The organism is Bradyrhizobium genomosp. I (2014), assembly GCF_000261685.1.
GTDB lineage: Bacteria > Pseudomonadota > Alphaproteobacteria > Rhizobiales > Xanthobacteraceae > Bradyrhizobium.
Map to the genome: position 1 here is coordinate 1 of NZ_AJQE01000371.1, position 6,141 is coordinate 6,141.

Below are 6,141 nucleotides of genomic sequence, written 5' to 3' on the forward strand. Positions count from 1 at the left end.
AGCAACATCGACGACGGTCAGGAAAGCGCACCCGACAGCGGATCGCGCAACAGGGAGTAGACGATGGCGGGAGAGACGCTCGGCGTGATCGGCACGGGCCGCATGGGCGGCCCCATGGCGGGACGATTGATGGACGCGGGCTATTCGCTCGTCGTCTACGACACGCAGGCCGACGCGACGCAGCTGCTGGTCGAGCGCGGCGCCCAACTCGGCAGAACGCCTGCGGATGTCGCCTCTCGCGCCGACATCGTGCTCGCCAGCCTGCCGACACCGGATATCGTGAAGGCCGTTGCGCTCGGCCAGGACGGCATCAGCAGCGGCAACCGCGCGAAGGTCGTGATTGACCTCTCCACCTCGGGCCCTGGCGCGGCGAAGTTCGTCGCGGAAGGGCTGAAAGCCAGGGGCATGACCCTGGTCGATGCGCCCGTGAGCGGCGGCATCAAAGGCGCCGTCAACGGCACGCTGGCGGTAATGGTGTCGTGCCCGCAGTCCACCTACGAGACGGTTCAGCCGATCCTGAGGAATTTCGGCAAGCTGTTCTACACCGGCGACAAGCCCGGCGTGGCGCAGACGGCCAAGCTCGCCAACAATCTGATGGCTGCCGCAGCGCTGGTGATCACGTCGGAAGCCGTCGCCATGGGCGTCAAGGGCGGCGTCAATGCAAAGGTGCTGATCGACATCATCAACGCCAGCAGCGGCCGCAACAGCGCCTCCGAAGACAAATTCCCACGCTCGGTGCTGCCGGGCACCTTCGATTTCGGCTTCACCACCGGTCTTTCCTACAAGGATGTCCGTCTCTGCGTGGATGAAGCCGAGGCCATGGGCGTGCCGATGGTCTGCGGCGCGGTGGTGCGGCAGATGCTGGCGATCACCAACGCCAAGTACGGCGCTTCGTCCGATTTCACCTCGATTGCCAAGGTGCTCGAGGAGTGGGCCGGAGTCGAGATGCGCGGCTGAGCGCACAGGCCCAGGGGAGAGCAACCTGCGATGACCATCGGCCCGACCGGATCAGGCAAGGTGCCGCTCGCGCGCCAGATGGCGCGGAGCGTGCTTGCGCTGAATATCGGTTGCTTTGAGCCGGAGGTCGTCGTCAAGGCAAAGCTCTGCCTGCTCGACTTCCTGTCCTGCGCCTTCGAGGCGGGCCATCACCCCTGGAGCCGTCAGGCGATCGCGATCGCGCAAGGCGGCGGCAGCGCGACAATCATCGGGACCTCGCAACTGTCCTCGCCGGCCGGCTCAGCCTTCGCCAATGCTGTGATGGGTCACGGCCTCGTGCGCGAAGACATGCATGCGGCCAGCATCGCGCACCACGGCGTCGTGATCTGGCCCACTCTCCTCGCGCTGTCCGAACAGACCCCGCTGCACGGCGCCAGGCTGCTCACAGCCGCCATCATCGGCTATGAGGCCGGCGCGCGAATCGGCCGCGCGCTGCTGACGTCCGATCTCGCGCGCCTCTATCGCCCCACCGGACTTGTAGCCCCCCTGGGCGCTGCGCTCGGCGGAAGCTACGCGCTCGGGCTTTCCGAGGACCAGGCGACCAGCGCCATCGCGATCGCGGCCAATACGTCCAGCGGACTGAACGAGTGGCCGCATGCCGGCGGCTCGGACATGTATTTCCATCCGGGCTTTGCCGCCAGCAATGCGATCAAGGCCATCGGCCTTGCCGCAGCCGGCGCTTTCGGCTCGGAAACCATACTGGAGGGCGAAGCCGGCCTGTTCGCCGCCTACCGCCGCCAGGCCGCGCCCGACAGCATCACGCTCTTCCCGAACGGCGCGTGCGAGATCATGGCCGTCTACAACAAGCCGGTCCCCGCCTGCAATTTTGCGCAGACAGCTGCACAGGCAGCGCTTCGCGTCTCGCACGAGCTTGCCGGCATCGACGACATCAGCCGCGTCGTCATTCGCGCTCCCGATGCCGCCGTCCGCTATCCCGGCTGCAACTCCACGGGCCCCTATCGGAATGCGCTCCAGGCCAAGATGAGCATCCCCTTCAGCGTCGCAGCTACGTTGGCGCGGGGTGAGATCGAGGAAGAGAACTATGCGGGGCTCGATGATGCCGACATCGCCCGGCTGGTTTCGGTCACGGACCTCGAGGCGGATCCCGGCTTCACCGCCGCCTTCCCCGGCAAGCAGGGCGCGGATGTGACCGTGCATCTCCGCGACGGCCGGACCATCCGGCACGCCCTGCCCGACGTCATCGCCGCAACACCTTCAGACATTCGCGCACGCTTCCGCAGCTCCGCAGCCAGAGTCCTCGGCGGCGATCGCGCGCATCGGCTCGAGCAATTCATCGACGACTGCGAACAGCTCGACAATGCCGGAATCATCGCCGCGCAATGTCGCCTCGACGCAACGGAACGGACCTTACGATCGGCATCATAAGAAGTGCCGGAGAGTTATGGGGGAGACATGGTCGGCTTGGAGACCAACGAAGCATCGTCAGCAGCCGGTGCAGACGCCGCGCGGAGGCGGGGCTGATGGAAGGATTCCTGCAAGCGCTCGCCGCGGGCCTTCTGATCGGCGCCATCTACGGCCTGATGTGTGTCGGGCTCGGCCTGATCTTCGGCGTCATGCGGGTCATCAACTTCGCCCATGGCGACTTCATGATGCTCGGCATGTACGCCGCCTTCTATCTCTTCACCGCCGCCGGCGTTCAGGCGGTGTTCGGCAACACGGTCGGACCGTTCGTCGCGATCCTGCTGACCGGCCCCGTGCTCGCCGTGTTCGGCTATTTCGTTCATCGGACGCTGATCTCGCACGTGTCGGGCACGCGCACCGCCTCGCTGGAAGGCGAAGGTCATTACGCCCAGCTCATCCTCACGCTCGGCATCGCGTTGATCCTGCAGAACGGCGGCCTCATCGTGTTCGGGTCGGTGCTGGCCTCGATCCGCACGCCGCTGTCGAGCTCGGCCTGGGAGCTCGGCCCATTCTTCGACATGAGCATCTTCCTCAACAAGGCTCGCAGCATCGACGCGATCGTCTCGCTGGCGATCATGAGCCTGCTCTCGCTGCTGATCGCGCGGACCCGGATCGGAAAGTCGCTCCGCGCCGCCGCGGACAATCCGACCGCAGCGACCTATATGGGCATCGACGTCGACCGTGCACACCGCACGGCCTTCGCGCTCGGCTGCGGCATCACCGCGATCGCCGGCGGCCTGCTCGCCACCAACTACCCGTTCCATCCGTTCGTCGGCCTCGAATACGTCATCGTCATGTATGCCGGCGTCGTGCTCGGCGGCATGGGCAGCATCATCGGCGCCTTCTGGGGCGGCATGACGATCGGCCTCGTGCAGCAGATGTCGACGCTGATCCTGCCGACGCAGTTGCAGAACGCGGCGATCTTCGCCGTCTTCCTCCTCATCGTCTTCTTCCGCCCGCAAGGCTTCTTCGGGCGCATGGTCGAGAGGACGTGAGCATGCTCCGGATTCGTTCCTTTCTGCCTCCCCTGCTCTTCACGCTTGCCTATGCCGGGATCTCGCTCGGCGTCACCAACTCGTACTACCAGCTCATCCTGACGCTGGTGCCCGTATGGGCGGTGTTCGGGCTGTCGTGGAATCTGCTCAGCGGCTATACCGGCCTGATCTCGTTCGGTCACGCCGCCTTCTTCGGGATCGGCGCCTATGCGACCGCGCTCGGGCAGATCTATTTCAACATCTCGCCGTGGCTGCTGATCCCGATCGCCGCCATGCTCGGCGGCATCGCCGGGCTGCTGATCGGCTTCCCGACCTTCCGCCTGCAAGGCCACTATTTCGCCTTGGCGATGCTCGCCTATCCGCTCGCCATCCTCTACGTCTTCGAGTGGCTCGGCTTCCAGGAGGTGACGCTTCCGATCAAGCGCGAGGCGCCGATCGCCTATATGCAGTTCGCCGATCCGCATCTCTACACCCTGCTGGGGCTGGCCATCATGTTCGCCACCATCGTGCTGACGCAGGTGATCGAGCGATCCCGCTTCGGCATGGCCCTGCTCGCGATCAAGCAGAACGAGGCTGCGGCCGAGGCAGCCGGGATCAACACCTTGGCCTGGAAACTGCGCGCGATCACGCTGAGCGGGGCAATCGCCGCCGCCATCGGCGGCTTCTACGCACAGGTGCTGCTGGTCGTGACGCCGCAATCGGTGTTCGGCATGCTGGTGTCCGCGCAGGCGCTGACGGTGGCGATGTTCGGCGGCGTCGGCACGGTCTGGGGGCCGGTGATCGGCTCGGTGATCCTGATTCCCCTTGCCGAGATCCTGCACGCCGAGGCCGGCGCGCGCTTCCCCGGCATTCAGGGCGTGATCTTCGGCTTCGCCATCGTCTGCGTCATCCTGATGGCGCCGGAGGGACTGTTCTGGAAGTTGCGCGACCTCCTGCGCAAGCGGTTCGCCCCCGAGGCAGCTGGTGCCGCGGCCCCAGTGGCATCGAGCGCCAACGTCACGGCGCTGAAGCCCGCCATGCGACAGCGCGCCGCGACCGGCGAGGTCGTGCTCGAGGTCAAGAACCTGTCGCGCTCCTTCGGCGGCCTCAAGGCGGTGCAGGATGTCAGCTTCAAGCTGCACAAGAACGAGATCCTCGGCATCATCGGACCGAACGGCGCCGGCAAGACCACGCTGTTCAATCTCCTCAACGGCTTCCTGAAGCCGAGCCAGGGCGAGGTGCTGATCGACGGCCGCAACATGTCCGGCCAGCGCCCGCACGTGATCTGCGAGGCCGGCATCGGCCGCACTTTCCAGGTGATGCGGCCGTTCCTGCGCATGTCGATCCTCGACAATGTCGTGGTGGGCGCCTATGTGCGCGCGCGATCCGACGAGGAGGCGCGTAAGCTTGCCGCCGACGCCGTCGCCCGCGTCGGGCTCTCCGCCGTGGCGGACCGTGTCGCCGGCGAGCTTTCGACCAAGGAGTTGCGGTTGATGGAGCTTGCCCGCGCCATCGCCGGCCAGCCGCGCATCCTGCTGCTCGACGAGACGCTCGCGGGCCTCGGCCATGGCGAAGCCGACGAGGTCGTCGCCGTGATCCAGCAGCTCGCACGCGACGGCATGACCATCGCGATCATCGAGCACACGATGCAGGCGATGGTCCGCCTGGTCGACAGCTTCCTCGTGCTCGACCACGGCGCCGTCATCACCGAGGGGCTGCCCGAGGTGGTGACACGCGACAGCCGGGTGATCGAAGCCTATCTCGGCAAGAAATGGGTGGGCCATGCTGCGAATTGAGGGATTGAGCGCGGGCTATTCCGCGAAGCCCGTCCTGAACGACGTCTCGATCGAAGTCGGCGCGGGTCAGTTCGTCGCGATCGTCGGTCCGAACGGCGCCGGCAAGACCACGCTGTTCAAGACGATCTCCGGCATCGTGAAGCCGAGCGGCGGGGCAATCACGTTCGACGGAGTCGATCTCCTCGCGGTGCCGCCGCCACGGCGCGCCCATCTCGGCATCGCCCACGTCCCCGAGGGCCGCCAGGTCTTCCCGTCGCTGACCGTGATGGAGAATCTGGAAATGGGCGCGATGACCGAGAGCGGGCGCCGGGACTGGCGGGCCAATATCGAGCGGATCTTCGAATGGCTGCCGGTATTGAAGGAGCGCCGCAGTCAATTCGCCGGCACGATGTCCGGCGGCCAGCAGCAGATGCTGGCAATCGGCCGCGGTCTCGCCTCCTCGCCGAAGCTCTTGATGCTGGACGAGCCCTCGATGGGGCTCGCGCCATCGACCGCGGACTTCATCTTCGAACGACTGATCGAGATACGGCGAAAGTCCGGACTGACCATGCTGCTGGTCGAGCAGCGCGTCGCGGAAGCGCTTGAATCCGCCGATCACGGCTATGTCCTCGAAGCCGGGCACGTCGTGCTCCAAGGCAACAACGCCACCCTGCGCGCCGACGACCGCGTGCGGAAGGCCTATCTCGGCATGTAACGAACTCAAGAACAATGATCAGGGAGGAAACAAGATGAACAGGACATCGAATGGCAGGATATCGACGGGCTTGACGCGTCGGACCGTGCTGTCGGGCGCCGCCGCCGTCGGCCTCGCCGGCGTGGCACGCGCGCAAGCCCCCGGCGAGATCAAGGTCGGGCTGATCGTACCGCTGTCGGGCATCTACACCCGCCCCGGCCAGGTGATGAAGATGGGCGCCGAGATGGGCATCGAGCACATCAACGCGCAAGGCGGCATC

At 66.1% G+C, this 6,141-nt stretch carries 6 protein-coding genes; all 6 read left to right on the forward strand.

The genetic code is table 11. The annotated features are described in order from the left end of the window. Positions 1-63 precede the first annotated feature (63 nt). Positions 64-957: an NAD(P)-dependent oxidoreductase gene (locus IC50_RS32690; protein ID WP_035715198.1), complete on the forward strand. Its 894-nt coding sequence runs from the start codon at positions 64-66 to the stop codon at positions 955-957. A gap of 30 nt (positions 958-987) precedes the next feature. After that, the gene (locus IC50_RS32695; protein ID WP_035715203.1) at positions 988-2,382 is read left to right on the forward strand and encodes an MmgE/PrpD family protein; all 1,395 of its coding nucleotides are present in this window, start codon (positions 988-990) and stop codon (positions 2,380-2,382) included. A gap of 95 nt (positions 2,383-2,477) precedes the next feature. After that, positions 2,478-3,413, forward strand: coding sequence for a branched-chain amino acid ABC transporter permease (locus IC50_RS32700; RefSeq protein WP_035715204.1), 936 nt, complete (start codon positions 2,478-2,480; stop codon positions 3,411-3,413). 2 nt (positions 3,414-3,415) lie between these two features. Then, positions 3,416-5,188 carry a branched-chain amino acid ABC transporter ATP-binding protein/permease gene (locus IC50_RS32705; RefSeq protein WP_193374178.1) on the forward strand — a complete coding sequence of 591 codons (1,773 nt, stop codon included), beginning with the start codon at positions 3,416-3,418 and terminating at the stop codon, positions 5,186-5,188. After that, the gene (locus IC50_RS32710; protein WP_035715207.1) at positions 5,175-5,882 is read left to right on the forward strand and encodes an ABC transporter ATP-binding protein; all 708 of its coding nucleotides are present in this window, start codon (positions 5,175-5,177) and stop codon (positions 5,880-5,882) included. The genes IC50_RS32705 and IC50_RS32710 overlap by 14 nt, the downstream gene beginning before the upstream one ends. A gap of 34 nt (positions 5,883-5,916) precedes the next feature. Next, positions 5,917-6,141 (forward strand): ABC transporter substrate-binding protein (locus IC50_RS32715; RefSeq protein WP_162131537.1); only part of this gene is annotated, 225 nt, incomplete at its 3' end.